The organism is Streptomyces sp. P9(2023) (genome assembly GCF_032436795.1).
Taxonomy (GTDB): domain Bacteria; phylum Actinomycetota; class Actinomycetes; order Streptomycetales; family Streptomycetaceae; genus Streptomyces.
In genome coordinates this window covers 325,555-349,737 of sequence record NZ_JAUPWM010000003.1, presented here as the reverse complement: position 1 = coordinate 349,737, position 24,183 = coordinate 325,555, and the positions used below count along the sequence as shown (strand labels likewise).

Here is a 24,183-nt window from a genome sequence, read left to right as displayed (position 1 = left end):
TCAGATGTCCCTCCCACGCGGCCGATCGCCCCACGTCCGGGGGGTCGCGACCGGCCTGCGGAGGCCTCGCGTCCACCCCTTCGGGGAGTCGGACGGCGCGTTGGGCACCCTCCCCGCGCGACCCCAAATAGCGTCCAGTAGGGTTTGGTCCGCATAAACATCCAAACCCCTGCCCGCGGCCGGGGCGGCGACCGACCAGCGAGACGGACGGCCGTGGCCGACCAGGGCGGGCCGAGACTCTCGGGAAGGCGCTACGTGAGTCCCAACGGCTCCGACCTCCCCCGCTGCCTGAAGGGCGCGGGTGGTACCCCCACGTCGCGGCGCCCGATGCGGCGGATGCTGCCGCAGGTGCTGACTGCGGGCCTGATCCTGGCGACAGCCACCGGTTGCACGTACAACTGGGAAGACTTCCCCCGCCTTGGCATGCCCACCCCGGTCACGGAAGAGGCGCCTATGATCCTCTCCCTCTGGCAGGGCTCGTGGGCGGCCGCGCTCATCACGGGCGTGCTGGTCTGGGGACTGATCCTGTGGTCCGTCATCTTCCACCGGCGCAGCCGCACCAAGATCGAGGTACCTCCGCAGACGCGGTACAACATGCCCATCGAGGCGCTGTACACGGTCACCCCGCTCATCATCGTCTCCGTGCTCTTCTACTTCACGGCACGGGACGAGTCGAAGCTCCTGTCGCTCGCCGACAAGCCGACCCACACCATCAACGTGGTCGGCTACCAGTGGAGCTGGGGCTTCAACTACATCGAGAACGTGCCCGGGGTGAAGGGTGACGCGCAGACGGCCCCGAACCTCGACGCCATTCCTGACAAGTACCAGGACGACTTCCCGGCGAACGCCGGCGGTGTCTACGACGCCGGCATCCCCGGTGACCGGAACCCGCAGAACGGCAACCCGGGTCCGACCCTGTGGCTGCCGAAGGGTGAGAAGGTCCGGTTCGTCCTGACCTCGCGTGACGTCATCCACTCCTTCTGGGTGGTCCCCTTCCTGATGAAGCAGGACGTCATCCCGGGTCACACCAACGCCTTCGAGGTGACTCCGAACAGGGAGGGCACCTTCATGGGCAAGTGCGCCGAGCTCTGCGGCGTGGACCACTCCCGGATGCTCTTCAACGTCAAGGTGGTCTCCCCGGAGCGCTACCAGCAGCACCTGAAGGAGCTGGCGGAGAAGGGGCAGACCGGCTACATCCCGTCGGGCGTTGAGCAGACGGACCCGGCCAGGAATGCGGAGAAGAACCAACTGTGAGCATCCTCAACGAACCCCAGGGTGCGGCCGCGGCTGAGGACTCGTACGAGAACGAGCTCCCGGTACGCCGCAAGCAGCCCGGCAATGTCGTGGTGAAGTGGCTGACCACCACCGACCACAAGACGATCGGCACGATGTACCTGGTCACGTCGTTCGCCTTCTTCTGCATCGGCGGACTCATGGCGCTCTTCATGCGCGCCGAGCTGGCCCGTCCGGGTACGCAGATCATGTCGAACGAGCAGTTCAACCAGGCGTTCACGATGCACGGCACGATCATGCTGCTGATGTTCGCGACGCCGCTGTTCGCCGGTTTCGCGAACTGGATCATGCCGCTGCAGATCGGTGCGCCCGACGTGGCGTTCCCGCGGCTGAACATGTTCGCGTACTGGCTGTATCTCTTCGGCTCGCTCATGGCCGTGGGCGGCTTCCTCACCCCGCAGGGTGCGGCCGACTTCGGCTGGTTCGCCTACTCCCCGCTGTCGGACGCCGTCCGCTCGCCGGGTGTCGGCGCCGACCTCTGGATCATGGGTCTGGCCTTCTCCGGCTTCGGCACGATCCTCGGCTCGGTCAACTTCATCACCACGATCATCTGCATGCGCGCGCCCGGTATGACGATGTTCCGCATGCCGATCTTCACCTGGAACGTGCTGCTGACCGGTGTCCTGGTCCTGCTCGCCTTCCCGGTCCTGGCGGCCGCGCTGTTCGCCCTGGAGGCGGACCGCAAGTTCGGTGCCCACGTCTTCGACGCGGCCAACGGCGGCGCGCTGTTGTGGCAACACCTCTTCTGGTTCTTCGGACACCCAGAGGTGTACATCATCGCCTTGCCGTTCTTCGGCATCGTCTCCGAAGTGATCCCGGTCTTCAGCCGCAAGCCGATGTTCGGTTACATCGGTCTGATCGCCGCGACCATCGCGATCGCCGGTCTCTCCGTGACCGTGTGGGCCCACCACATGTACGTCACCGGTGGCGTCCTCCTACCGTTCTTCTCCTTCATGACGTTCCTCATCGCCGTGCCGACGGGCGTGAAGTTCTTCAACTGGATCGGAACGATGTGGAAGGGCTCGTTGTCCTTCGAGACACCGATGCTCTGGACGATCGGCTTCCTGGTCACCTTCACCTTCGGTGGTCTGACCGGCGTCATCCTGGCCTCGCCGCCGATGGACTTCCAGGTCTCCGACTCGTACTTCGTCGTCGCGCACTTCCACTACGTCGTCTTCGGCACCGTGGTCTTCGCGATGTTCGCCGGCTTCCACTTCTGGTGGCCGAAGTTCACCGGAAAGATGCTGGACGAGCGGCTCGGCAAGATCACCTTCTGGACGCTGTTCATCGGCTTCCACGGCACATTCCTGGTGCAGCACTGGCTCGGTGCCGAGGGCATGCCGCGTCGTTACGCGGACTACCTCGACGCCGACGGCTTCACCGCGCTGAACACCATCTCGACGATCTCCTCGTTCCTGCTGGGCCTGTCGATCCTGCCGTTCTTCTACAACGTCTGGAAGACGGCCAAGTACGGCAAGAAGGTCGAGGTCGACGACCCGTGGGGTTACGGCCGTTCGCTGGAGTGGGCCACCTCCTGCCCGCCCCCGCGGCACAACTTCCTCACCCTGCCGCGGATCCGCTCCGAATCCCCGGCGTTCGACCTGCACCACCCTGAGATCGCGGCGGTCGACCAGCTGGAGAACAAGCCGCACGAGGCCCCGGCCCTCACCGGCAGCAAGGAGGCCGGCAAGTGAAGATCCAGGGCAAGTTGTTCATCTGGCTGAGCGTCTTCATCCTCGCCATGGCGGTCCTCTACGGCGTGTGGTCGAAGGAGCCGGTCGGCACCACGGCGCTCTTCCTGGCCTTCGGTCTCTCCATCATGATCGGCTACTACCTGGCCTTCACGGCCCGGCGGGTCGACGCGATGGCGCAGGACGACAAGGAGGCCGACGTCGCGGACGAGGCCGGCGAGGTGGGCTTCTTCGCCCCCCACAGCTGGCAGCCGCTCTCGCTGGCCATCGGTGGCGCGCTCGCCTTCCTGGCCGTCGCGATGGGCTGGTGGATCCTGTACTTCTCGGCTCCGCTGATCCTGGTCGGTCTGTTCGGCTGGGTGTTCGAGTTCTACCGCGGTGAGAACCAGAACCAGTAGCTCCACCCGCTCCACCCCGCAACACCCCGAGGGGCCCGGACACTTCGTCACCCGATGTGTCCGGGCCCCTCGTTTGCAGCACTCGGCGCGCTGGTCGCGTGGAATGTTCTTACGGTGATGTCATGAACGACACGCCGCGCATTCGGACTGTTGTGAGCTGCACCCTTCTGGCCGCGCTCATCACCGCGGGCGTCGGCGCCTGCGCGGGCACCGACGGCCATCCGCTGTCGACGAAGCCGTACGACGCGGCGCAGCAGGTCTCCTTCAGCGCCCCGGCAGACGGCAGGAAGGCCGACCCGGACAAGGCGCTGGAGATCACGGCCAAGGGCACCGACGGCCGCATCACCGACGTGACGGCCGTCGACGCCACCGGGCACCACCTGGCCGGCGAGCTCACCGCCGACGGCCGCCTGTGGCGCTCCACGGGCTCCCTGACGGCCGGCGCCCGCTACACCGTCAAGGTGTCCGTGGAGGACGAGGACGGCGCTCCTGGCACCCGTACGTTCACGTTCGAGACCGCCCCGGCCAAGCGGGCCCTGACGGTCGAGTTCGGCCCGGAGGCGGGCAAATACGGCGTCGGACAGCCCATCACGGCCGCCCTCAGCCTCCCCGTCAAGGACCGCAAGGCCCGGGCGGTCGTCGAACGGGCCCTCAAGGTGCGCTCCATGCCGTCCGTCGAGGGCTCCTGGTACTGGGTGGACGACAAGAAGCTGCACTTCCGCCCGAAGGAGTACTGGCCCACCGGCGCGGTGATCAACGTCACCGGCAACCTCGCGGGCGTCAAGGTCGGCGAGAAGGTCTACGGAGGCGAGTCGAAGCCGCTCAAGCTGACCATCGGCGACCGGATCGAGGCCGTCGCGGACGCGGGCTCGTACTCCATGACCGTGCGGCGCAACGGAGAAGTGATCAAGACCATGCCGGTGACCACCGGCAAACCGGGCTTCTCCACCCGTAACGGCGTCAAGGTCGTGCTCGGCAAGGAGTACTACGTCCGGATGCGGTCCACCAGCGTCGGCATCGCGGCGGGCAGCTCGGAGTCGTACGACCTGCCCGTCTACTACGCGACACGGGTGACCTGGAGTGGTGAGTACGTCCACGCCGCGCCCTGGTCCGTGGGCTCGCAGGGGTTCGCGAACGTCAGCCACGGCTGTGTCGGCATGTCGACGGGCAACGCGGCCTGGTTCTTCGAGACCGTCCGTCCGGGCGACATCGTGCAGACCGTCAACAGCATCGGCGACACGATGGACCCGTTCGGGAACGGTTTCGGCGACTGGAACCTGGCCTGGGACAAGTGGCGTCAGGGCAGCGCCCTGGTGGCCGACGCCAAGAGCGCCGCCTACCAGCCCGCCCCGACCCGCCTGCAGCCGTCCATCTAGCCGTCAGGCGTCGATGGACAGCCGCGAACGGAGCAGCGCGGCCAGGGACGCCGCGAACTCGACCGGTTCCACCGGAAGGGTGACCGCGGCGTCCGCGCGGCTCCAGGTGGCCAGCCAGGCGTCCTGCGGGCGGCCGATGAGGAGCAGCACCGGCGGGCAGTGGAAGACCTCGTCCTTGATCTGCCGGCACACGCCCATCCCGCCCGCCGGGACGGCCTCGCCGTCCAGGACGCAGACGTCGATCCCGCCCTCCTCAAGGCGCGCGAGCACGGCCGGGAGTGTCGCGCACTCGATGAACTCGACCGGCGGAACGTCGGCCGCGGGCCTGCGACCCGCGGCAAGCCGCACCTGTTCCCGCGTGTTCGCGTCGTCGCTGTAGACCAGGACCGTGGCGCTCGACTGCATCGTTCCTCCGTGAAGGTCATCAACCGATGCGCGGGATGCTACTCCGTCCCACACGCCGTCAACACCGGTACGACACCGCCAGGGAGGCCGCTTCGATGGGCCGTTCGGGCTGGACACACGCCCCTGACACTCCGAACGGCACCCCCCGGAGTGAGGGCGGGATAAGCGACCGACATAATGTCGGTCGTGGCGACAGTAACGACAGTAGAAACCGGGCACGCGCACCCCTCGGTCAATCGACCGAACCTCACCAGCGTCGGAACCATCATCTGGCTGAGTTCCGAGCTGATGTTCTTCGCGGCCCTCTTCGCGATGTACTTCACCCTGCGATCCGTGATGGGCGCCGAGTACTGGTCGGAAAAGGCCTCGGCCTTGAACTTCCCGTTCTCGGCGACGAACACCACGATCCTGGTGCTCTCCTCCCTCACCTGTCAGCTCGGCGTCTTCGCCGCCGAGCGGGGCGATGTGAAGAAGCTCCGGGCGTGGTTCATCGTCACGTTCGTGATGGGTGCCATCTTCATCGGTGGCCAGGTGTTCGAGTACACCGAGCTGGTCAAGAAGGACGGCCTCTCGCTGTCCTCCGACCCCTACGGCTCGGTGTTCTACCTGACCACCGGCTTCCACGGCCTGCACGTGACAGGCGGTCTCATCGCCTTCCTGCTGGTCCTCGGCAGGACGTACGCGGCCAAGAGGTTCACTCACGAGCAGGCAACCGCCGCCATCGTCGTGTCCTACTACTGGCACTTCGTCGATGTCGTCTGGATCGGCCTCTTCGCCACGATCTACATGATCAAGTAACGGGTCCCGGACCCGAGACATCCAGCAAGCATCGACGCAGAAGATCCTGACACCGGGGTAATCCGTGAAAAAGCTCTCCGCACGACGACGCCATCCGCTGGCGGCGGTCGTCGTCCTACTCCTCGCGCTGGCGGCCACTGGGGGGTTGTACGCCGCGTTCGCGCCCGCGGGCACGGCGAAGGCCGATGTAACCGCCCAGTCCCTCGCCATCGAGGAGGGCAAGAAGCTCTACGCCGTCGGCTGCGCAACCTGCCACGGAACCGGCGGTCAGGGCACCACTGACGGCCCGTCCCTGGTCGGCGTCGGCTCGGCCGCCGTCGACTTCCAGGTCGGCACGGGCCGCATGCCGGCCCAGCAGCCGGGCGCCCAGGTGCCGAGGAAGAAGGTCATCTACTCGCAGGCTGAGATCGATCAGCTCGCGGCGTACATCGCCTCCCTCGGCGCCGGCCCGATCACGCCGAAGGCGGGCCAGTACAGCCCCGACGGCGCCGATATCGCCAAGGGCGGCGACCTGTTCCGTTCCAACTGCGCCCAGTGCCACAACTTCACCGGTAAGGGCGGCGCGCTGACGAACGGCAAGTACGCCCCGGACCTCGAAGGCGTGAGCCCGAAGCACCTGTACGAGGCCATGCAGACCGGCCCGCAGAACATGCCCTCCTTCCCGGACACGTCCATGCCGGAGCAGGAGAAGAAGGACATCATCGCGTACGTCCAGGCCGTCAACGGTGTAAAGGCCGACAACCCCGGCGGGCTCTCGCTCGGCGGCCTCGGCCCGGTCAGCGAGGGTCTGTTCGCATGGGTCTTCGGCCTGGGTGCGCTGATCGCAGTTGCCGTCTGGGTCGCGGCCCACACCGCTAAGGCCAAGAAGTCATGAGCAGCCAAGAGATTCCAGAAGAGAACCTGCCCGCTGAGCAGGACACCGCGCACGGCGCGGTGACGGTCCTCGACGACCCGTTCGCGGACCCGGGCCTCCCGCCCCACAAGCCGCGCATCCAGGACATCGACGAGCGGGCCGCCAGGCGGTCCGAGCGTGCGGTCGCCTTCATGTTCACGCTGTCGATGCTGGCCACCGTCGGCTTCATCGCGGCGTACGTGATCTTCCCGGTCGACAAGATCGTGTACATCTGGCCGTTCGGCCGGGTGTCCGCACTCAACTTCTCGCTCGGTCTGACCCTCGGCGCCGCGCTCTTCTTCATCGGCGCGGGCGCGGTCCACTGGGCCCGCACCCTGATGTCCGACGTCGAGATCGCCGACGAGCGCCACCCGATCGAGGCGTCGCCGGAAACCAAGTCGAAGGTCATGGCGGACTTCGCGGCCGGTGCCGCCGAGTCGGGCATGGGCCGTCGCAAGCTCATCCGCAACACGATGTTCGGCGCGCTGTCGCTCGTACCGCTCTCCGGCATCGTGCTGCTGCGTGACATGGGCCCGCTGCCCGAGAAGAAGCTCCGGACCACCCTGTGGGCCAACGGCAAGCAGCTCATCAACATGAACACGGACGAGCCGCTGCGTCCCGAGGACGTCGCGGTCGGTTCGCTGACCTTCGCGATGCCCGAGGGTCTGTCGGTGCACGACGAAGACTTCCAGATCCAGATCGCCAAGGCCGCCCTGATGATCGTCCGCATCCAGCCGGACGACATCAAGGACAAGCGCGAGCTGGAGTGGTCGCACGACGGCATCGTCGCCTTCTCGAAGATCTGCACCCACGTGGGGTGCCCGATCTCCCTGTACGAGCAGCAGACCCACCACGTGCTCTGCCCGTGCCACCAGTCCACCTTCGACCTCTCCGACGGCGCCCGCGTCATCTTCGGCCCGGCCGGTCACGCCCTCCCGCAGCTGCGGATCGGCGTGAACGACAAGGGCAACCTGGAGGCGCTCGGCGACTTCGACGAGCCCGTCGGCCCGTCCTTCTGGGAGCGCGGATGAGCACTGTGACCGATACGAAGAAGAAGGCACCAGCCGGCGAGCGGGTCGCCGACTGGGCCGACGGCCGCCTCGGGATCTACTCCCTGGCCAAGGCCAACATGCGGAAGATCTTCCCGGACCACTGGTCCTTCATGCTGGGTGAGGTCGCGCTCTACAGCTTCATCGTCATCATCCTGACGGGTGTGTACCTGACGCTGTTCTTCCACCCGTCGATGAACGAGGTGGAGTACGACGGCAGCTACGTCCCGCTCCAGGGACAGCTGATGTCCGAGGCGTTCAACTCGACCATGCGCATCTCCTTCGATGTGCGCGGCGGTCTGCTCATCCGGCAGATCCACCACTGGGGCGCACTGGTCTTCCTCGCGGCGATGTTCGTGCACATGATGCGCGTGTTCTTCACCGGCGCGTTCCGCAAGCCGCGTGAGATCAACTGGCTGTTCGGCTTCCTGCTGTTCTTCCTGGGCATGTTCACCGGCTTCACCGGTTACTCGCTCCCGGACGACCTGCTCTCCGGCACCGGTGTCCGCTTCATGCAGGGCGCGATCCTGTCCGTGCCGATCATCGGCACGTACCTGTCGATGTTCCTGTTCGGCGGGGAGTTCCCCGGCGGCGACTTCGTGGCCCGGTTCTACTCGGCGCACGTCCTGCTGCTGCCCGGCATCATGCTCGGCCTGGTGGTCGCCCACCTCATCCTGGTGTTCTTCCACAAGCACACGCAGTACGAGGGCCCCGGCCGGACCAACAAGAACGTGGTCGGCATGCCGCTGCTGCCGGTCTACATGGCCAAGGCCGGAGGCTTCTTCTTCCTGGTCTTCGGTGTCCTCGCGGTCATGGCCGCGATCGCCACGATCAACCCGATCTGGGCGATCGGTCCCTACCGTCCTGACCAGGTCTCCACCGGAGCCCAGCCCGACTGGTACATGGGCTTCGCCGAGGGGCTGATCCGTGTCATGCCGGGCTGGGAGATCAACCTCTGGGGCCACACGCTCGTCCTGGGCGTGATGATCCCGCTGGCGATCTTCCCGGCGGTCCTCGCGGCGATCGCGGTCTACCCGTTCATCGAGTCCTGGATCACCGGCGACAAGCGAGAGCACCACATCGCGCAGCGCCCGCGCAACGCTCCGACGCGCACCGGCTTCGGTGTCGCCTGGATCACGGCGTACATGATCATGCTCGTCGGTGGTGGAAACGACATCTGGGCCACCCACTTCAACCTGTCGATCAACTCGATCACCTGGTTCGTCCGGATCTTCTTCTTCGCCGGACCGGTCATCGCGTTCGTCGTCACCAAGCGGATCTGCCTCGGCCTCCAGCGCCGGGACAAGGACAAGGTGCTGCACGGACGCGAGTCCGGCATCATCAAGCGCCTGCCGCACGGTGAGTTCGTCGAGGTCCACCAGCCGCTCAGCCAGGGCGAGCTGTACAAGCTCACGGCGCACGAGCAGAACCAGCCGGCCGAGCTCGGCCCGCTGGTCGACGAGAACGGCGTCGAGCGCAAGGTCGGTCGCATGGAGAAGCTCCGCGTCAGGCTCAGCAAGAGCTACTACGGCGAGGACAACCAGATCGCCAAGCCGACCTCCGAGGAGTACAAGGAGATCACCAGCGGCCACGGCCACCACTGATCGCCTGACCTGAAGGTCGCCACAGCGGGAGCCCCGTCCATTCGATGGACGGGGCTCTTTGCCGTCCCCGTGGGTCGATAGGGTGGTGTCGTATCGGTTACGCACTGACCCAGGAGCTGCCATGAGCGCTGCGACCCCCGCTGGAGGACCTACGTCGGCGGGCCGCTCCTGGCCGGCCGTACTGAACGGGCTGCTGGACGGCCGCGACCAGAGCGCCGAGGACACCGCCTGGGCGATGGACCGCATCATGCGGGGCGAGGCGACCGACGCGCAGATCGCCGGCTTCGTGGTCGCCCTGCGGGCCAAGGGCGAGACGGTCGAGGAGATCGGCGGACTCGTCCGGGCCATGTACGAGCACGCCAACCTGATCGAGGTGCCCGGCCGGACCGTCGACATCGTCGGCACCGGCGGCGACGGCGCCAAGACCGTCAACATCTCCACCATGTCCGCGATCGTCGTGGCCGGCACCGGCGCCAAGGTCGTCAAGCACGGCAACCGGGCGGCCTCCAGCGCGAGCGGTGCCTCGGACGTCCTGGAGAAGCTCGGCGTCAACCTGGAGCTGACCCCGCAGCGGGTGGCCGAGGTCGCCGACGAGGTCGGGATCACCTTCTGCTTCGCGGTGAAGTTCCACCCGGCACTGCGGTACGCGGGCGCCGCCCGCGGCCAGCTCGGCATCCGTACCGTCTTCAACTTCCTCGGCCCGCTCACCAATCCGGCCCGGGTGCGGTCCCAGGCGGTCGGCGTCGCCGACGCCCTGATGGCGCCCATCGTGGCCGGCGTGCTCGCCGAGCGCGGGAACTCCGCGCTGGTCTTCCGCGGCGACGACGGCCTGGACGAGCTGACGACCACCGCCACCTCGCGGGTGTGGGTGGTCCGGGACGGCGCGGTGCGGGAGGAGTCCTTCGACCCGCGCGACGCCGGCCTCGACCTCGTACCGGTGGAGGCGCTGCGCGGCGCCGACGCCTCGTACAACGCGGACGTGGCCCGGCGGCTGCTCGCGGGGGAGACCGGTCCGGTACGGGACGCGGTCCTGCTGAACTCGGCGGCGGCGCTCGTCGCGCTGGACCCGGGGGAGGGCACCCTGGCGGAGCAGCTGCGCGCGGGGATCGCCCGGGCGGCGGAATCGATCGACTCGGGGGCGGCGCGGAAGGCGCTGGAGCGCTGGGTGGCGGCCAGTAACGCGTAGCGCTTGGGCGCGCGGCAACGGGGGTCCCCCCTGCTCGGAGAGCTTGGGGGAGGGGTCCGGGATTCCCGGGCCCCTTTTCGCGTCCCGGATTCCGGACACGGGTTGCGCGGGTGCGATCACGTGGCATAGCTTCTTGGCCAGGTCATGAGTGACAGCTACGAAGCCCCGGCTTGCTGTCCGGCAACCCTCCGTCCGTGGCGGGGTGCCCCGGGTGAAGACCAGGCCGTGGACAGCAAGGTCCACGGCAAGCGCGGACCCCTTGCAACCCCTGGGGTCCTGGTCCTCAAGGGAGCAGTCTCGTGAGCAAGCGAATGCGTTAGGGCCTTCGGCCCCGTTTCCCCACCCTCCGCACGAACACCGTGTGTTGAGGCAACACCCGCCTGAGGCACCCCCTTCGCGCTGCCCTGCGGGCCCTTCGCTGCCCAGTCCTGCCAGGAGATACCGCCATGTCCGCGTACCCGAACGCCACCACCACCGCCACCGCCACCACGGACGCCGAATCGGCCGATCCCTGCTGTGCCGCTCCGCTCCCGGTCCTCGGGCGGGACGTCACCGTGCCGCTCGTGACCGGGGGTGAGGTCACCTACGCCGCGCTCGACTACGCCGCCAGCGCGCCGGCCCTGCAGCGGGTGTGGGACGACGTCGCCGCGTACGCCCCGTACTACGGCAGCGTCCACCGGGGCGCCGGGTACCTCTCGCAGCTCTCCACCGACCTGTTCGAGAACAGCCGCCTCACGGTCGCCGAGTTCCTCGACTGCCGCGACGGCGACCAGGTCGTCTTCACCCGCTCCACCACCGACTCGCTCAACCTGCTCGCCGCCGCGATCCCCGCGGACTGCCAGGTCTTCGTCTTCGAGACCGAGCACCACGCCTCGCTCCTGCCGTGGCAAGACGCCCGGGTCACCTACCTCAACGCCCCGCGTACGCACGCCCAGGCCGTCGCCACCCTGGAGCGCGCCCTCGCCGAGCGTGACCCTTACGGGCCCGCCCTCGTCTGCGTGACCGGTGCGTCGAACGTCACCGGTGAGCTGTGGCCGGTCAAGGAGCTGGCTGCCGCCGCGCACGCGCACGGCGCCCGGATCGTCCTCGACGCCGCGCAACTCGCGCCCCACCACCCGGTCTCCGTACGGGAGTTGGACGTGGACTGGGTCGCGTTCTCCGGTCACAAGCTGTACGCCCCGTTCGGTTCGGGCGTGCTCGCGGGCCGTGCCGACTGGCTCCAGGACGCCGATCCGTACCTCGCCGGTGGCGGCGCCTCGAAGAAGGTCGCCCGTCGTGCCGACGGCGGCGTGGACGTCGAGTGGCACACCACCGCCGCCCGCCACGAGGCCGGTTCGCCGAACGTCATCGGCGTCTACTCCATCGCCTCCGCCTGCAAGGCGCTCACCGAAGCCGGCTTCGACCAGCTCGTCGCCCGCGAGAACCACCTCATCGCGACCGTACGAGAAGGCCTCGCCGAGGTCCCCGAGGTCAAGGTGCTCTCGCTCTTCGGCGACCACGCCCCGCGCGTCGGTGTCATCTCCTTCGTCGTCGAGGGCTGGAACAGCTCCCACTTCGCGGCCGCGCTCTCCGCCGAGTACGGCATCGGCGTCCGCGACGGCCTCTTCTGCGCCCATCCGCTGGTCCGCACCCTGCTCGGCAGCGACCCGCAGAGCCAGGGCGAGTGCGGCGCGCCCGAGGCCGCGCCCGGCGAGAAGTCGCTCAACGCCATCCGGGTCAGCTTCGGTGCCGGTACGCCGGACGAGCACGTGGAGCGTTTCGTACGGGCCGTGAAGGAGCTCGTCCGGGACGGTGCCCGGTGGAAGTACCGCACCGAGGACGGCCGTTGCGTCCCGGACCGCGGCTGACACCTGCAGCTCAGGCCGCCAGCCGGGTCCCCACCAGGACCATCCGCAGGGACCGCTCGGCCGCGTCGGCGAGGAACTCCGCGCCGCGGTCGAGCGCCTCGGGCAGTGCCATCGGGGCCGGCAGGATCGAACCGTAGGCGTCCACCCCCACCGCCCGTACGTGGTGGGCGCCCTGGCCGAGGGTGCCCGCGAGGGCGAGGACCGGGACGCCGTGGGCCTTGGCCCGGCGGGCGACCTCGGCGGGGATCTTGCCCCGGACGGTCTGCCCGTCGAGGGCACCCTCGGCCGTGATGACCAGGTCGGCGCGGGCGAGCCGGGCGGCGGGTATCCCGGCCGGAAGGCCCCCGACCAGCGCAGGTGCTTGCCGAACGGCGCAGGCTGGTCGTGATGCTGGCGCTGCTCTTCCCTACGGTCGTGCTGCTCTCGGCGGTGGCCACGCTGATCGGCGCGGGCGCGCACCTCATCACGGTGAGTCTGCTCCTGGAGCGGACGGGTGAGCGGATCGGCTTCGTGGAGTGGCTGGTGCTCGGGCTGCCGCTCGCGGTGGTCGCCTCCCATCTGGCGGCGGAGACCGTGCTGTTGACGACCACCCGCCGCGCTGACCGGCGCGAGCCGGTACGGATCACCGTCGCGCGCCTCCAGGAGCACTCCCCCACCCCGGTCTCGGGCCCGCTCACCACGGCGGAGACCCGGTGCCTGCTGCTGCTCGGCACGGTGGGCACGGACCCGGGACCCTCCTTGAGCCGTACCGTCCCGAGCGCCGGCGAGGAGGCCACCACCGCGCCGCTCAGGGCGACCACGGCGGGCGACACCCCGTGCAGGGGCTCCGCGCACCACGGGCCAGCGCGAGGAAGACGGGCAGCGCGAGCGCGGCCCGGCCCGAGGTGGCGGGGACGGCGAAGGCGGTCACCACCAGGGCCGCGGTGGTCAGATGGACCAGCTGCCGTACGGTACGGGCCCCGCTGACCAGGAAGGCGGCGAGTTCGAGCAGCACGAACTCACGGGCCGTCAGATCCACCGTCCGCTCCCCGGACCGGGCCCGCCGGGTGCGCAGGTCCAGGCTCAGGTCGTCGCCGCTGCGCAGCACCGTCACCTCGGGGGTACGGGCGGCGGTGCGCAGCCGCAGCCGGATCCGGGCAAGCAGCTCCTCGAAGCGGAACGGCCGCGACGCCTGGCACGGCACCTCGCGGCGTTGCCGAAACACCCCAATAGCTCCGCTATCGAGGCGCTCCGGCGCCTTGCGATGCACCGCACCAGACGCCGCGGCCTATCCGACCCTGATCCGCCGGACAGGCCCTGGCCCGGCGCCGCCGGTCCGGGCGACCCGGCGGGCGGTGCCGCGCCGGAACCGTTCGAAGATGATCTCGGCGTCCTGCTCCTGGACGCCCGGGCCGCGGTCGGCGACGTACAGCTCGATCCGGTCCTCGACCGCCCGCGAGCCGATCGCTATCCGCTGGCCGGCGACGATGTGCTGGACCGCGTTCTGAGCGAGCTGCACCACCGTCTGGGTGATCCGCTGGGGATCGAGGACGGCCGCGCGGTCGGCGACCCCGTCGAGGACCCAGTCCCGGTCGCCGAGCGCCCGGGCCTTCACGAAGACGTCGGCGGTCAGCTCGGCGAGTTGGACCGGCTCCGTGCGGACGAAGTCCGGCCGTTCGGCCTTGGCGAGCAGGAGCAGGTCCTCCACGATCCGGCTCATCCGGTCGAGCTCGTCGGTCACCAGCCGGACGGTCTCGCGCTGCTCGGCCGGGTCGTCGCCCATCAGCTCCAGATGGCCGCGGACGATGGTGATGGGTGTGCGCAGCTCGTGCCCGGCGCCGTCGACGAACTGGCGCTGCCCGGCGAACGCCTGTTCAAGCCGGTCCAGCATCGCGTTGAACGTCTCCGCGAGCGCGGCGATGTCGTCCCGGCCCTGCACGGGGATCCGCTGGGTCAGATCGCGTTCGGTCAGCTCGGCGGCGGTCGCGCGTACCACTCGTACGGGTGCAAGGATGCGGCCCGCGACGGCCCAGCCGATGCCGGTCGTCATCAGCAGCGCCACGCCCGATATGGCGAGCAGGGCACGGAACGCCTCGTCGGCGATGGCCCGCTCGCGGTCGGCGTGGAAGGCCACCACGAAGGCCGCCCGGGGCCCGGCGTCGTCGGGGCTCTCGATCGGCACCTTCGCCCAGCGGACCTCGCCCGAGCGCGGTCGAGCCGCCCCGAGGACGCGTCGGAGGCGGCGATGGCGTCCAGCGACGGGCGGTCGCGGTGCAGGGCGACGGAGCTCGGGATGTCGCGGGACTGCCGGATGACCCGGAGGCCCGTGCCCGGCGGGCCGACCAGGCCGAGGAGTTCCTCGTCGGGGTCGGAGTACTGGCGCTGGAGGAAGACCCGCAGCAGTGCGTCCGGGTCGGTGAAAGAGCGCCCGGTCGCGGGGTCCACGCCCTGCTCCACGAAGTTGGCGAACTCCCCGGTCTCCTGGGTCAGGAGCTGGTTGATCCGGTGGTCCACGTCCCGGAGCAGGATCGAGCGGGTGGCCACGGCGACGGCGGCCAGGGCCATCACCAGGAGCAGCCAGAGCAGGATGCGGACGCGTGCCGAGATACGGCGGTCAGTTCTCGTCGGCGGCATCGTCACCGTCGTCGCCGGTGGCCGAGGGCCCGGGCACGACCGCGTCGGAGGGCGGCGGGGTCGGGGTGGCCGTACCGGAACTCGGCGCGGGCCCGCTCGGGGGTGCGACGGTCGAGCCGATCTCCACGGCCGGCGGCACCCGGGGAGCCTCGGGCTCGTCGGTGAGGGCGTAGCTCGTCGCCGCTATCCCGAGCGGGATGGCGACGACGGCGGCCAGCGTGGCCATGCGATGGGTGAAGGACATGCGATCAGGCTTGCGCGCCCGGGCACCGGCGAGGATGAGGCCCCGATGAGGATTCCTTCATCTTCGCCGACGAGCGGTGCGGAGCCCGGGCTCCGGCGTCAGGACTCCAGGCCGATGGCGAAGGCCGCTTCCAGGTCGTGCTGGGAGTACGTACGGAACGCCACGTGCGTGTCCGTCGCCTCGACACCCGGGATCTTGCTGATCCGGCCGGGGATGACGTCCGCCAGGTCGTCGTGCCGGGGCACCCGGACCATGGCGATCAGGTCGTACGTACCGGTCACCGAGAAGACCTCGCTGACGCTGTCGAGCGCGGCGATCGACTCCGCGATCTCGGGGATGCGGTCCACGCTGGTCTTGATGAGCACGATCGCGGTGATCACGGCTGGCTTTCTCCCTCGGTGGCCGCGGCTGGGGACTTCACTGTATCCCCACGCCGGTAGCGGCCCCAGGCGTAGAGGAAGCCGACGGCGAAGCCCACCACATGGGCCAGATACGCCACGCCCGGCCCCGCGCCCGCCGAGCGGGCCGCCAGCCACTGGAGCACGATCCAGAAGACCAGCACGATCCAGGCCGGAAACCGCAGCGGCAGGAAGAGCAGGAACGGGAAGAGGCTGGTCACCCGGGCACGCGGGAAGAGGTACAGGAACGCCCCGAGCACCCCCGAGATCGCCCCCGAGGCCCCGACGAGCGTCTGCTCGCTGCTCGCGTACGCCGCCGCGTAGCCGAGCAGCGCCAGATAGCCGCAGCCCAGATAGAAGAGGCCGAACGCTAGCGGGCCCATCCGTTCCTCGGTCATCGCGCCGAAGACGTAGAGGAAGAGCATGTTCCCGAGGAGGTGCAGCCAGCTGCCGTGGACGAAGAGCGCGGTCAGCGGGGTGAGCAGGGTGCGCGGCGGGCCGCCGCCGAGCAGCTCGGCCGGGACGACGCCCCAGCGGTGGAAGTACGCGCTCTGCGCCGCCAGGACCGTTTCCCCGGTCCCGTACACCGGATTGAGGCCGGACACCGGACTGATCGCGAACACCAGGCAGCAGGCGCCGATCAGGGCGTACGTCACCGTGGGCCCGCTCCGGGCGCCCCGCCACGCCCCGAGGGCCGTCCGCCGCCAGTCGATCCGCCGCCCGTCGATCATGGACAGATCATGGCGTAACGGGGCCGACCTGGACAGAGTGCCTCGCCGCGACATACAGAGTGCCTCGCCGCGACATGGGGTACCCGCAAGGCCGTAGGGTTACGCGTTGTACCTCCGCAGTTCGACGGCGCACCGCGGCACCCGCACCCGCAACACGCACAAGAAAGAGGACGGCCACGATGACGACGGTTCCCCTGCCGACCGCCGAGACCCGTTGGCGCTGCACTCTCTGCGGCAATCTGACCCGGTTCGACGTCACCCGCTCCTCCAAGGTCGTCGAGTACGTCCATCTGGATCTCGCGGGTGAGTCGAAGGTCGAGGAGCGCGAGGTGGTCAGTGAGACCATCGAGTCGGTTCGCTGCCGCTGGTGCAACGCGGTGGACCAGATCGAACTGGTGGACAGGCCCGGCACCGCTTCCTGACGGAGGCGGCGCCCATGACGATGGGGTGACGCAACGTGGAGCAGCCCGCGCGCGGTGATGAGCAGGCCGGCGCGGCAGGTGACGCTGCCGAGGCGCTCGACCGCCCGCTGCCGGACGGTGTGCGGCGGAGGGTCGTCGCGCTGGTCTCGGACGCCTTCGGCGGGCTGACCGTCGCCGAACTTCCGGCACCCCTGCGGCAGTACGCCCGCTTCACCGCCAGCCGTCGCGCCAAGTTCGCGGGCAACGCCATGGCAGCCGCCCTGGAGAGCGATCCGCTGTTCCGGCAGCGGATCGGCGAGCGCTTCAAGGAGGCGCAGCCCGAGCTGGCCGGGGCCGTCGAGACCGGCGCCCCGCCGGCCGCCGCCGACCCCGTCGACGTCGCCGCGGCCGCCTATGTGCTGCGCCCCACCGGCTGGGTCAAGCTGGTCGCCGCCGCGGGCGAGGAGGCCCAGCGGGCCGACGCCGAGCGGGCCGACGAGGCCGGCCGGCGCGAGCTGGAGCGGCTCCGCGAGGAGGTCGCCGCCGCCAGGGACCGCGGGCGGGCGGAGACCGAGGAACTGCGCCACGATCTGGAGGCGGCGCGCCGGGAAGCCGAATCGCTTCACCGCAAGCTGCGCAGCGCCCAGAGCGATGTGAAGCGCGGCGAGGCGGCACTGCGCAGGACCCATGGCGAGATCGACACGATCAGGGCCGAGTCGGCGGCGCAGGTCTCGGCCGCCGAGAGCGAGACCCGCCGGCTCAAGGCCCGGCTCGCCGAGGTCGAGGCCGCCCTTGAGGCCAGCCGCCGGGCCGCCCGTGAGGGGCGCTCGGTGGAGGACATGCGGCTGCGGCTGCTGCTCGACACGGTGCTCGACGCCGCCCAGGGGCTCCGCCGCGAACTCGCCCTGCCGCCCGTCTCCGTGCACCCCGCCGACACCGTCGACGCGGTGGAGCCCGGCCGGATGTCGCCGAAGGACATCGCGGCCCGCGCGCTCTCCGAGACCGACCCGGCGCTCCTCGACCAGCTCCTCGCGCTGCCGCAGGCCCATCTGGTCGTGGACGGCTACAACGTCACCAAGACCGGCTACCCGACCATGCCGCTGGAGAAGCAGCGGCTGCGGCTGCTCGGCGGGCTCTCCGCGCTGGCGGCCCGCTCGGGCGCCGAGGTCACCTGCGTCTTCGACGGGGCGGAGCTGGCCGCCCCCGTCCTCCTCGCGCCGCCGCGTGGCGTGCGGGTGCTGTTCTCCAAGCCGGGCGTCACGGCCGACGAGTTGATCCGTCAGCTGGTGCGCGCCGAGCCGCCGGGCCGGCCGGTCGTCGTGGTCTCCACCGACCGCGAGGTGGCCGACGGAGTCGCCAAGGCCGGTGCGCGGCCCGTCGCGTCCGCCTTGTTGCTCAAGCGGCTTTCACGCGCGTTGTGACGGATCGTAAGTCCTGGGCGTAATGCCCGAATTCTGGAGAGCGCAGGGGCAAGTGCCCGGCCCTACCCGTGTGGTGTGTGCAAATAATGTGCCCTGTGGGCGAGATTCTGCTCATGAGGATTTGAGCTGATCACAAGATGGTCACTAGGGTCGGGCCTCGACCTTCGCGCGGTTGATCATCCATCCGGGATGGCAGCGGAGGAATCGCCTGACGCAGTTCGGTTGGGCGGCTCGAGGAAGAAGGAGATCGCCTTCGTGGCGTCCCACCGTCGACCCAAGCAGCCGAGCCGCACCCGCGTGACCGTGCTCACCGTCACCGCCGCCGCTGCTGTCGCGCTCACCGCCCAGACCGGTGCCCAGGCGGCTCCGAAGCCGAAGATCGACGAGGTCAAGGCCGAGGTCGAGAAGATTCAGCACGAGGGCGAAGTGGCCATCGAGCAGTACAACCTGGCCGAGGAACGGCGCGGCAAGCTCCAGAAGGAGGTCGGCGCCATCCAGGACAGGGTGGCCCGAGGTCAGGAGGAGCTCAACACCCTGCGCGGCAAGATCGGTTCGGTTGCCGGCGCGCAGTACCGCTCCGGTGGCATCGACCCGGCCATCCAGCTCTTCCTCTCCTCCGACCCGGACACCTATCTCGACAAGGCGTCCGCGATCGACCAGCTCGGTGCCAAGCAGGCCGACGTGCTCCAGTCGATCCAGTCCAAGCAGCGCACTCTCGCTCAGCAGCGCGCCGAGGCGACGACGAAGCTCGCCGACCTCGAGGACGTCCGCAAGACGCTCGGCGAGAAGAAGAAGAAGTTCCAGGGCAAGCTCGCCGAGGCGCAGAAGTTGCTCAACACACTCACCGCCGCCGAGCGCGCCAAGATCCAGCAGGAGGAGCAGCGCGCCAGCCGTGCGGCGGGCGACCGCGTCGAGCTCGGCAACGAGGTCCCGGCCTCGGAGCGTGGCCGCGCCGCCCTCGCCGCGGCCGACACCCAGCTCGGCAAGCCGTACGTCGCCGGCGCCGAGGGTCCCAACTCGTACGACTGCTCGGGTCTGACGCAGTGGGCCTACCGCCAGGCCGGTGTCACGCTCACCCGCACCACCTTCACCCAGCAGAACGACGGCGTGAAGATCGGCCGGAGCCAGCTCAAGCCAGGCGACCTGGTCTTCTTCAACGACCTGGCCCACGTGGGTCTGTACGCGGGCAACAACACGATCCTGCACGCCCCGAAGCCCGGAGCCGTGGTCCGCTACGAGTCGATGAACTACATGGGCACCTTCCAGTTCGGCGTGCGTATCTGACGCATCCCGACATGACGCCCAATCGGGTGGTTCGTCGCATCCTTCGCTGAGGTGACGCCCCGCCGGTGACCTGTGGTCTCCGGCGGGGCGTCACTTTGTGTACCCGACGGCTTCGTTGGACGGAGAGTGATCAACGGCTACTGTCTGCCCCGCCAGTCCGGGCAACCACCGAACGGAGCGCGATACGTGGCGTCCCACCGACGACCCGCCAGGGTCACCGTCCTGACCGCGACCGCGGCGACCGCGGCCACGGCATTCGGCGCCGTCCCCGCGAGCGCCGACCCGGGTGGCACCCTGGAGAAGACGCGCGCCACGGTCGACCGGCTCTTCGAGGAGGCCGAACAGGCCACCGAGGGCTACAACAAGGCCGACGAGCGGGCGGACGAGCTGCGGGGGACGGTCGCCCGGGCACGGGACAGCGTGGCGCGCGGCCAGGAGCGCATCAACCGCATGCGGGGCGCGCTCGGTTCGGTCGCCGGGGCCCAGTACCGGTCCGGCGGCATCGACCAGGCCCTCGCGCTGCTGCTCTCCGCCGACCCCGACACGTACCTCGACCGGGCCTCCGTCCTCGACCGGGTGGCCGCCCGGCAGGGTGTCGAGCTCGGCAGGCTCCAGCAGGAGCAGCGCCGGCTCAACCAGCAGCGGACCGAGGCCGGCCGCCTCCTCGCCGAACTGGAGCGCAGCCGGACCCAGGTGGCCCGGCACAAGCGGACCGTCGAGCGGAAGCTCGCCGAGGCCCGCCGCGTGCTCCAGTCGCTGACGGCCGAGGAGCGCGCGGAGTTCGAGGGCCGGGCCTCCCGGTCGGGCCGCGACGGACTCGCCGGGGAGCTGCCGCCGCTCGCCGAACTCGGCCCGGCCTCCTCGCGGGCCGCCGCCGCGGTGATCGCCGCGCGCAGCGCCATCGGCAAGCCCTACGTGTGGGGCGCGACCGGGCCGTCCGCCTTCGACTGCTCGGGCCTGATGGTCTGGTCGTACGGGCAGGCCGGGATCAGCCTGCCCCGGACCTCGGCGGCGCAGCGGGCCGCCGGCCGGCGGGTGCCGCTCTCGCAGGCGCAGCCCGGCGACCTCGTGACGTACCGCGGCGACGCCAGCCACGTCGGGATCTACGCGGGCAACGGGCAGGTGATCCACGCCCCGTATCCGGGGGCGCGGGTGCGCTACGACCCGGTCGGGATGATGTCCCACGTGACGGTGACCCGGGTCTGATCGGACGCTCGTCTGCTCGTCTGCCCGTACGATCGGGAGCGTGGCAGGTCAGGGGCGTGGTGCGGGACGAAGGGCGGCGGCCTGTCTGCTGACGGCGCTGCTCGCCCTCGCCGGATGCGCGGCCCCCGAGCCGGCCGACCCCGCGCCCCAGGAGATCCGTACGCTCCTCGACCGGCACGCGCGGGCGCTGCTCGCCCGCGACGAGGCGGCCTACGCGGTGGCCCTCGACCCCGCGCTCGCGCCCACCGCGATCGAGGAGTTCGACCGGCTCGCCGAAGTGCCGCTCGCCTCCTGGGACTACCGGCTGAAGGACGTCGACCGGGCCGGGCAGGACGGGGCGGGGCAGGACCGGGCGACCGTCCGCGCCGAGTTGAGCTACCGGATCTCCGGCTACGACTCCGGTCCCGTCACCACCGAACGCGTCCTGGACCTGACCGAGCGCGACGGCCGTTGGTACGTGACCGGCGACCGGCCCGCCGAGGGCGCCACCCAGCAGCTGTGGCAGCAGGGCGACGTGGAGACCGTACGGGGGGAGCGCAGCCTCGTCCTCGGGGTCGGGCAGTCGGAGGAGCGGCTGAAGGCCATCGCGGCGACCGCGGACCGGGCGGTGCCCGCGGTCTCGGCCGCCTGGCCGGGGAAGTGGGCCAGGCGCGTGGTCGTCCTCGTGCCCGCCTCGCTGGACGCCATGGGTGGGCTGCTCGGGGCGCCGCCGTCCTCGTACCGGGGGATAGCGGCCGTCACCACCGGGGAGGTCGGCGGCGGCCCGGACGCGCCCGCGGACCGGGTGATCGTCAACCCCGAGGCGTACGGGGTGCTCGGCGACTTCGGCCGCCAGGTCGTCCTCACCCACGAGACGACGCACGTGGCCACCCGCGCCGCCACCTCCGCGGCCACCCCGGTCTGGCTGTCCGAGGGCTTCGCCGACTGGGTGGCGTACCGCGACACGGGCCGCACGGCGGCCCAGGCGGCCCCGGAACTGCGCCGCGCGGTCCGCGCGGGCGAGCTCCCGGCGGCCCTTCCGGACGACAAGGCCTTCGCGTTCGGCGGCGACGCGGAGGCCCTGGCCCGGGCGTACGAGGGCGGCTGGCTGGCGTGCGACCTGATCGCGGAGCGCTGGGGCGAGCCGGAACTCCGGGAGTTCTACCGCGCGGTGGGCGGGCACCCGCAGCGCGAGGGCGCGGTCGAGAAGGCCCTCGGCGAGGTCCTGGGCACGACGCCGGAGGCGTTCACCACGGACTGGCGGGCGTTCCTCCGGGAGCGGCTCGGGTAGCCGATCCGGCGTGCCCACCCGGACCTCGGCCCGGGTGTCGTCGTGGCTGCGTATCGACCCCTTCTTCCGGCCAGTCCGTGCCTTTGTCGGACGGCGGGACGTTGCCCGACAACGATGGCAGCGTCAGACATCAGCGGACGCGTCGGCGCGGGGGTCCGGAGGGGGGGTCCCGCCAACTTCTCGCCATCTCCAAGGAGTTCCCTGATGCCGCACACCTCGAATCAGGGGCGGCGACCCGGCTTCGGTCAGGGGGTCCCGGTCGCGCTCGTCGGCCGTGCCCACCGTCCTTACACCGCCTCGACGGCGGCGGGCGCCATGCCCGGCTGCGTGGCCTGAGTGCCGCGATCCGATGTTCAGCCCCGTCCCAGGCACGCGTGTGCCCGGGGCGGGTCCGCTTTCGACCGAGAGGAAGTTGCCACCCATGCAAGCCAGCCCGCCGCGCGCGACGAAACGGGAGTGGATCGGCCTGGCCGTCCTCGCCCTGCCGTCCATGCTGGTCACGATGGACCTGACACTGCTTTATCTCGCGGTGCCGCATATGAGCGCGGATCTGAACCCCAGCAGCACGGAACTCCTGTGGATCACCGACATCTACGGGTTAGCCATCGCGGGCTTCCTCGTCACCATGGGCACCCTGGCGACCGCGTGGGGCGCCGGCTGCTGCTGATGCTCGGTGCCGGTGCCTTCGGCGTGACCTCGGTCCTCACGGCGCGTGACCTCGGTCCTCACGGCGTACGCACAGTCGCCCGAGATGCTGATCGTGAGCCGCGCTCTGCTGGGCGTCGCGGGCGCCTGTCTGGCCCCTTCGGCCCTGTCGCTGATCCGGAACATGTTCCCGCATCCCGCGCGGCGGACCACCGCCGTCACCATCTGGTCGAGCAGCTTCCTGCTGGGCGGCGCCCTTGGCCCGGTCGTCGGCGGGGCGCTCCTCGAGTACTTCTGGTGGGGTTCGGTCTTCCTGCTGGCCGTCCCGGTGATGGTGTGCTGCTCACCCTCGGCCCCGTCCTGCTGCCCGAGTACCGCAATCCGGACGCCGGGCGGGTCGACCTCGTCAGCGCCGGGCTGTCGTTCATCGCCATGCTGTCCGCGATCTACGGCATCAAGGAGATGCCGAAGCACGGCCCGGAACCGGTGTCCGTGATGGCCGTGGTGGCCGGTGTTGTCGTCGGGTACGTCTTCGTCCGGCGCCAGCGCACCCTGACCCACCCGCTGCTCGACCTCACCATGTTCCGGCACCGGGCGTTCAGCGCCTCGCTGACGATCCTGCTGCTGACCATGATGTTCCTCATGGGGAACCTGTTCCTCATCGCCCAGTTCCTGCAGAGCGTGCTCGCGCTGTCCCCGCTGGAGACGGGGCTGTGGCTGCTACCGCCCGTGCTCTGCGGCATGGTGGCCGCTTTGGCCGCCACGGGGATCGTCCGGCGGGTGCGGCCGGCGTACGTGTTCGGCGCGGGCATGACGGTGGCGGCCGGGGGCTTCGTCATCCTGTGGGGAGCCTCGGCGGACTCCGGTCCCGGACCGGTCGTGGTGGCGGCGATCCTGATGTTCGTCGGCATCACCCCGGTCGCCGCCCTGGGCGCGGACATGATCGTCGGCTCTGCCCCGCCCGAGCAGGCCGGCCCGGCCGCGGCCCTGTCGGAGACCAGCAACGAGTTCGGCGGCGCACTGGGGATCGCGCTGGTGGGCAGCCTCGCGACCGCCGTCTTCCGGGGCAGCATGGCCGACGCGTATCCCAAGGAGGTGCCCGCCGGCGCGGAGGACACGCTGGCCGGCGCGCTGGAGGTGGCGGCGGGCCTGTCGGGGGAGGCGGGCGCCGCGCTGGCGGCCGCCGCCCGCGCGGCCTTCGCCGACGGGCTGCAGATCAGCGCGATCGTGGGCGCTCCGCTGATGCTCGTCCTGGCCGTGGGTGCCGCCCTGATGCTCCGCCAGGTCACGCCCGCCGCGCACGAACCGGGCGACGAGCCCACCGGCGCGGAACCGGCAGAACCGGCGGAAGCGGCGGGGCCGAGCCAGGATCTGCGGTACGAGCCCGCCAAGGGCGAGTGACACCGGGCCCCGGGATCGGGTTGCTGCGGG

General features: G+C 70.2%; 22 protein-coding genes, 5 pseudogenes and 1 riboswitch. Of the genes and pseudogenes, 20 read left to right on the top strand and 7 right to left on the bottom strand.

What is annotated here, in order from left to right; all coding sequences use genetic code 11:
• Window positions 1-255: 255 nt before the first annotated feature.
• The 4 genes from coxB (at window position 256) to Q5762_RS06490 (ending at window position 4,758) form a co-directional block, all read left to right on the top strand.
• Window positions 256-1,254: a cytochrome c oxidase subunit II gene (gene coxB, locus Q5762_RS06505; RefSeq protein WP_399494571.1), complete on the top strand. Its 999-nt coding sequence runs from the start codon at window positions 256-258 to the stop codon at window positions 1,252-1,254.
• Complete coding sequence (gene ctaD, locus Q5762_RS06500) at window positions 1,251-2,987, top strand: cytochrome c oxidase subunit I (RefSeq protein WP_315890996.1); 1,737 nt, start codon at window positions 1,251-1,253, stop codon at window positions 2,985-2,987. Before coxB ends, ctaD begins: the two co-directional genes overlap by 4 nt.
• Entirely contained in the window at window positions 2,984-3,382 is a 399-nt protein-coding gene (locus Q5762_RS06495; protein WP_315890995.1) for a cytochrome c oxidase subunit 4, read from the top strand. Before ctaD ends, Q5762_RS06495 begins: the two co-directional genes overlap by 4 nt.
• A gap of 122 nt (window positions 3,383-3,504) precedes the next feature.
• Entirely contained in the window at window positions 3,505-4,758 is a 1,254-nt protein-coding gene (locus tag Q5762_RS06490) for an Ig-like domain-containing protein (protein ID WP_315890994.1), read from the top strand.
• Window positions 4,759-4,761: 3 nt separating this feature from the next.
• On the opposite strand, the gene Q5762_RS06485 is transcribed toward Q5762_RS06490, so the two are convergent.
• Complete coding sequence (locus tag Q5762_RS06485; RefSeq protein WP_315890993.1) at window positions 4,762-5,163, bottom strand: hypothetical protein; 402 nt, start codon at window positions 5,161-5,163, stop codon at window positions 4,762-4,764.
• A 177-nt stretch (window positions 5,164-5,340) separates the two neighbouring features.
• Here Q5762_RS06485 and Q5762_RS06480 point away from each other — a divergent pair, with 177 nt between their 5' ends.
• The 6 genes from Q5762_RS06480 to Q5762_RS06455 all read left to right on the top strand — a co-directional run bounded on the left by Q5762_RS06480 (window position 5,341) and on the right by Q5762_RS06455 (window position 12,539).
• Entirely contained in the window at window positions 5,341-5,961 is a 621-nt protein-coding gene (locus tag Q5762_RS06480; RefSeq protein ID WP_315890992.1) for a heme-copper oxidase subunit III, read from the top strand.
• Window positions 5,962-6,025: 64 nt separating this feature from the next.
• Complete coding sequence (locus Q5762_RS06475; RefSeq protein ID WP_315890991.1) at window positions 6,026-6,835, top strand: c-type cytochrome; 810 nt, start codon at window positions 6,026-6,028, stop codon at window positions 6,833-6,835.
• Entirely contained in the window at window positions 6,832-7,884 is a 1,053-nt protein-coding gene (locus Q5762_RS06470) for a Rieske 2Fe-2S domain-containing protein (RefSeq protein ID WP_315890990.1), read from the top strand. Before Q5762_RS06475 ends, Q5762_RS06470 begins: the two co-directional genes overlap by 4 nt.
• Window positions 7,881-9,506 (top strand): cytochrome bc complex cytochrome b subunit, encoded by a 1,626-nt coding sequence (locus Q5762_RS06465; protein WP_315890989.1) that lies wholly within the window; start codon window positions 7,881-7,883, stop codon window positions 9,504-9,506. The genes Q5762_RS06470 and Q5762_RS06465 overlap by 4 nt, the downstream gene beginning before the upstream one ends.
• Before the next feature lie 121 nt (window positions 9,507-9,627).
• Window positions 9,628-10,692, top strand: coding sequence for an anthranilate phosphoribosyltransferase (gene trpD / locus Q5762_RS06460; protein ID WP_315890988.1), 1,065 nt, complete (start codon window positions 9,628-9,630; stop codon window positions 10,690-10,692).
• A 140-nt stretch (window positions 10,693-10,832) separates the two neighbouring features.
• A riboswitch (SAM riboswitch) is annotated at window positions 10,833-10,949 on the top strand.
• 189 nt (window positions 10,950-11,138) lie between these two features.
• Window positions 11,139-12,539 (top strand): aminotransferase class V-fold PLP-dependent enzyme, encoded by a 1,401-nt coding sequence (locus tag Q5762_RS06455; protein ID WP_315890987.1) that lies wholly within the window; start codon window positions 11,139-11,141, stop codon window positions 12,537-12,539.
• Between the two features lie 10 nt (window positions 12,540-12,549).
• Here the strand turns inward: Q5762_RS06455 and Q5762_RS06450 are convergent.
• Window positions 12,550-12,858: pseudogene (locus Q5762_RS06450) on the bottom strand (glycerate kinase); the annotation flags it as partial.
• Here Q5762_RS06450 and Q5762_RS06445 point away from each other — a divergent pair.
• A pseudogene (locus Q5762_RS06445) lies at window positions 12,834-13,256 on the top strand (SLC13 family permease); the annotation flags it as partial. The pseudogenes Q5762_RS06450 and Q5762_RS06445 overlap by 25 nt on opposite strands.
• Window positions 13,257-13,518: 262 nt before the next feature.
• On the opposite strand, the pseudogene Q5762_RS06435 reads toward Q5762_RS06445, so the two are convergent.
• The 5 genes and pseudogenes from Q5762_RS06435 to Q5762_RS06415 form a co-directional block, all read right to left on the bottom strand.
• A pseudogene (locus Q5762_RS06435) lies at window positions 13,519-13,707 on the bottom strand (DNA-binding response regulator); the annotation flags it as partial.
• Window positions 13,708-13,833: 126 nt separating this feature from the next.
• A pseudogene (locus Q5762_RS06430) lies at window positions 13,834-15,152 on the bottom strand (sensor histidine kinase); the annotation flags it as partial.
• The gene (locus Q5762_RS06425; RefSeq protein ID WP_315890986.1) at window positions 15,133-15,396 is read right to left on the bottom strand and encodes a small hydrophilic protein; all 264 of its coding nucleotides are present in this window, start codon (window positions 15,394-15,396) and stop codon (window positions 15,133-15,135) included. The gene Q5762_RS06425 and the pseudogene Q5762_RS06430, both read right to left, overlap by 20 nt.
• Window positions 15,397-15,494: 98 nt before the next feature.
• Window positions 15,495-15,776 (bottom strand): Lrp/AsnC family transcriptional regulator, encoded by a 282-nt coding sequence (locus tag Q5762_RS06420; RefSeq protein WP_017238849.1) that lies wholly within the window; start codon window positions 15,774-15,776, stop codon window positions 15,495-15,497.
• Window positions 15,773-16,525 (bottom strand): rhomboid family intramembrane serine protease, encoded by a 753-nt coding sequence (locus Q5762_RS06415; RefSeq protein ID WP_315890985.1) that lies wholly within the window; start codon window positions 16,523-16,525, stop codon window positions 15,773-15,775. The genes Q5762_RS06420 and Q5762_RS06415 overlap by 4 nt, the downstream gene beginning before the upstream one ends.
• A 179-nt stretch (window positions 16,526-16,704) precedes the next feature.
• On the opposite strand from Q5762_RS06415, the gene Q5762_RS06410 reads away from it, so the two are divergent.
• From Q5762_RS06410 to Q5762_RS06370, 9 genes and pseudogenes are all read left to right on the top strand, one after another.
• Window positions 16,705-16,947, top strand: a complete 243-nt coding sequence (locus tag Q5762_RS06410; protein WP_315890984.1) for a hypothetical protein — start codon at window positions 16,705-16,707, stop codon at window positions 16,945-16,947.
• A 35-nt stretch (window positions 16,948-16,982) separates the two neighbouring features.
• Window positions 16,983-18,347 carry an NYN domain-containing protein gene (locus Q5762_RS06405; protein WP_315890983.1) on the top strand — a complete coding sequence of 455 codons (1,365 nt, stop codon included), beginning with the start codon at window positions 16,983-16,985 and terminating at the stop codon, window positions 18,345-18,347.
• Between the two features lie 255 nt (window positions 18,348-18,602).
• On the top strand, window positions 18,603-19,631 hold the full coding sequence (locus Q5762_RS06400; protein ID WP_315890982.1) for an NlpC/P60 family protein: 1,029 nt from the start codon (window positions 18,603-18,605) through the stop codon (window positions 19,629-19,631).
• A gap of 186 nt (window positions 19,632-19,817) precedes the next feature.
• Window positions 19,818-20,837, top strand: coding sequence for an NlpC/P60 family protein (locus Q5762_RS06395; RefSeq protein ID WP_315890981.1), 1,020 nt, complete (start codon window positions 19,818-19,820; stop codon window positions 20,835-20,837).
• Between the two features lie 40 nt (window positions 20,838-20,877).
• On the top strand, window positions 20,878-22,107 hold the full coding sequence (locus tag Q5762_RS06390; RefSeq protein WP_315890980.1) for a hypothetical protein: 1,230 nt from the start codon (window positions 20,878-20,880) through the stop codon (window positions 22,105-22,107).
• 204 nt (window positions 22,108-22,311) lie between these two features.
• On the top strand, window positions 22,312-22,443 hold the full coding sequence (locus Q5762_RS06385) for a hypothetical protein (protein WP_315890979.1): 132 nt from the start codon (window positions 22,312-22,314) through the stop codon (window positions 22,441-22,443).
• A gap of 85 nt (window positions 22,444-22,528) precedes the next feature.
• A complete protein-coding gene (locus tag Q5762_RS06380) occupies window positions 22,529-22,774 on the top strand; it encodes a hypothetical protein (RefSeq protein WP_315890978.1) in 246 nt (81 codons plus the stop codon).
• 84 nt (window positions 22,775-22,858) lie between these two features.
• Window positions 22,859-23,035, top strand: a pseudogene (locus Q5762_RS06375) (MFS transporter); the annotation flags it as partial.
• 53 nt (window positions 23,036-23,088) lie between these two features.
• Window positions 23,089-24,153, top strand: a complete 1,065-nt coding sequence (locus Q5762_RS06370; RefSeq protein WP_315890977.1) for an MFS transporter — start codon at window positions 23,089-23,091, stop codon at window positions 24,151-24,153.
• Window positions 24,154-24,183 lie beyond the last annotated feature (30 nt).

Coding starts and splice junctions, on each gene's coding strand:
- Q5762_RS06385 (WP_315890979.1), top strand. CDS start 22,312: ATGCCGCACACCTCGAATCAGGGGCGGCGACCCGGCTTCGGTCAGGGG.
- Q5762_RS06490 (WP_315890994.1), top strand. CDS start 3,505: ATGAACGACACGCCGCGCATTCGGACTGTTGTGAGCTGCACCCTTCTG.
- trpD (WP_315890988.1), top strand. CDS start 9,628: ATGAGCGCTGCGACCCCCGCTGGAGGACCTACGTCGGCGGGCCGCTCC.
- Q5762_RS06425 (WP_315890986.1), bottom strand. CDS start 15,396: ATGTCCTTCACCCATCGCATGGCCACGCTGGCCGCCGTCGTCGCCATC.
- Q5762_RS06485 (WP_315890993.1), bottom strand. CDS start 5,163: ATGCAGTCGAGCGCCACGGTCCTGGTCTACAGCGACGACGCGAACACG.
- Q5762_RS06470 (WP_315890990.1), top strand. CDS start 6,832: ATGAGCAGCCAAGAGATTCCAGAAGAGAACCTGCCCGCTGAGCAGGAC.
- Q5762_RS06410 (WP_315890984.1), top strand. CDS start 16,705: ATGACGACGGTTCCCCTGCCGACCGCCGAGACCCGTTGGCGCTGCACT.
- Q5762_RS06480 (WP_315890992.1), top strand. CDS start 5,341: ATGTCGGTCGTGGCGACAGTAACGACAGTAGAAACCGGGCACGCGCAC.
- Q5762_RS06415 (WP_315890985.1), bottom strand. CDS start 16,525: ATGATCGACGGGCGGCGGATCGACTGGCGGCGGACGGCCCTCGGGGCG.
- Q5762_RS06455 (WP_315890987.1), top strand. CDS start 11,139: ATGTCCGCGTACCCGAACGCCACCACCACCGCCACCGCCACCACGGAC.
- Q5762_RS06465 (WP_315890989.1), top strand. CDS start 7,881: ATGAGCACTGTGACCGATACGAAGAAGAAGGCACCAGCCGGCGAGCGG.
- Q5762_RS06380 (WP_315890978.1), top strand. CDS start 22,529: ATGCAAGCCAGCCCGCCGCGCGCGACGAAACGGGAGTGGATCGGCCTG.